We start from the raw sequence: 1,662 nt of genomic DNA on the forward strand, positions 1-1,662 counted from the left end.
TTGGCCTTTTTGCTAGGAGCCGAGCCCCTCACCGGGCATCCGCCCATGCGTCTTTACGCCGTGACCGGCAAGCCCGGCCGGGCGTTCAAGATGAATATGCTCTGCGAATTGTCCCAGCTCCATCGTCTATTTCGATTTTATGAAAAATGGATAGAAATCATTCAGGGTTTAAACCTGAAAGGCGACACGCCCCACCAACGCCTGGAAAAAATCTTCAGGCAATTTGATGCCCGGCAGGGTCAAAAGTACGAAACTCTGTGGCGGGACAAAATCGCCTGGGCGATCCTCGAGTTTTCGGACCCCCTACCGTTTGTCGAACAATTCCTCTTCGATGTGTGTGCCCGCGCTGAGGAATCCGACCGGCATTCTCGTGGGCTGATCAATGGAACACTTGACGTGCTGAGTAGCTATCTGGCGGAGGTTCTTCAGATGGATGAAAAATTTCAAAAGGTTTTGGCCGGCTTTGGACATTCGCTGGGCAAGAAGGCGTCCGAACAAAATGAAATGGGCTTGCTCTATGCCCTTCGCAACGCCAAAAAGCCCGAGGAGTTCTATCGTGTCCTCAATGACGCCCAGTTCCGCCTGCAAATCACTGTGCCGGGTGACCTGCTCCGCATCGAGCGTCAGGAGCGGATTGCCGGGGTGTCCTGGGTTCTCGTGAAAATCCTTCTTGCCGTCCACGCGATGAACGCGTATCTCCGCAAGGGTAAACAAGCAAGCGAAGAGGGTACTGATTCTGACTCGACCACTGAGGAGGATAACGCATGAGCAAAGCGATTGTCATCGGATACCTCACAAAGGTTTCGGCGGCCAACATCAACGCTTCCCATAACGAAGGGAACGTGATGGTCACCAAGAAAGTGACCCTGCCCGATGGGAGCACCCTGCCCTATATCTCCGGCCAGGCCCTGCGCCGGATGCTCCGCGATCGCTTGGACGAGCTGGGATATCCACTCTCGGAACCGCACTGCAAGGTCAGTGGGCAGCAGGTGACGCCGCCGGTTCGGCCCTGGGAGTTCGCCGACGAGGACCTTTTCGGCTACCTCGATCCGTCGGGCGGTTGGCGGCGGACCTCCCCCGTCCGCGTGTCGGCCGCCGTCGGTTTGTTCCCCTTCCAGGGCGATCGCGATCTCGGTACCCGCTCCTTCGAAAAATTCGGGCAGAAGATGGAAAGCGGCGGGAATATGTTCGAAACCGAACTGTACGCCAACCTGTTTAAAGGCAGCGTGCTTGTGGAGCTGGATCGGGTCGGTGTGTTCCGCGACACGGAAGTAGCCCCCGATAAGGTGCCGGCCGGACTCCAGGAACAGAATTCAGGCAACGGACGAACAGAGAAAGTCCTGCCGGTGGAAGAGCGGAGAAAACGCATCCAGACGTTGCTGGAGGCCTTCAATATTCTTTGGGGTGGAGGGCGCACCGCCCGCATGCTGGCCGATCTGTCTCCAAAATTCCTGGCCTATGCTCGACTATCTGTCAAACATCCCGTTTTTCTGGAAGCTCTCTGCGCGGAGTATGAAAACGGCAAATACCTTCTACACACGGCACCCATCGTTGCGGCTCTCAAAAAGTTCAAGGACCGCTGCGAGAAAGTGATCTTCGGCATCGAGGAGGGGATTTTTGGGAATGCCGAAGAAGCCAAGCAGGCGCTCCAGGATTATGGCG

General features: G+C 56.4%; 2 protein-coding genes. Both read left to right on the top strand.

Annotation, left to right across the window (positions count from 1 at the left end; all coding sequences use genetic code 11):
• A partial coding sequence (locus ABJK56_RS01455) for a hypothetical protein (RefSeq protein WP_347242888.1) occupies positions 1-768 on the top strand: 768 nt, incomplete at its 5' end.
• Positions 765-1,662: type I-B CRISPR-associated protein Cas7/Cst2/DevR (gene cas7i, locus ABJK56_RS01460; RefSeq protein WP_347242889.1), on the top strand; the 898-nt coding region annotated here is incomplete at its 3' end. The genes ABJK56_RS01455 and cas7i, both read left to right, overlap by 4 nt.

The sequence above is a fragment of the Thermogutta sp. genome, assembly GCF_039793925.1.
Classification (GTDB): Bacteria; Planctomycetota; Planctomycetia; order Pirellulales; family Thermoguttaceae; genus Thermogutta.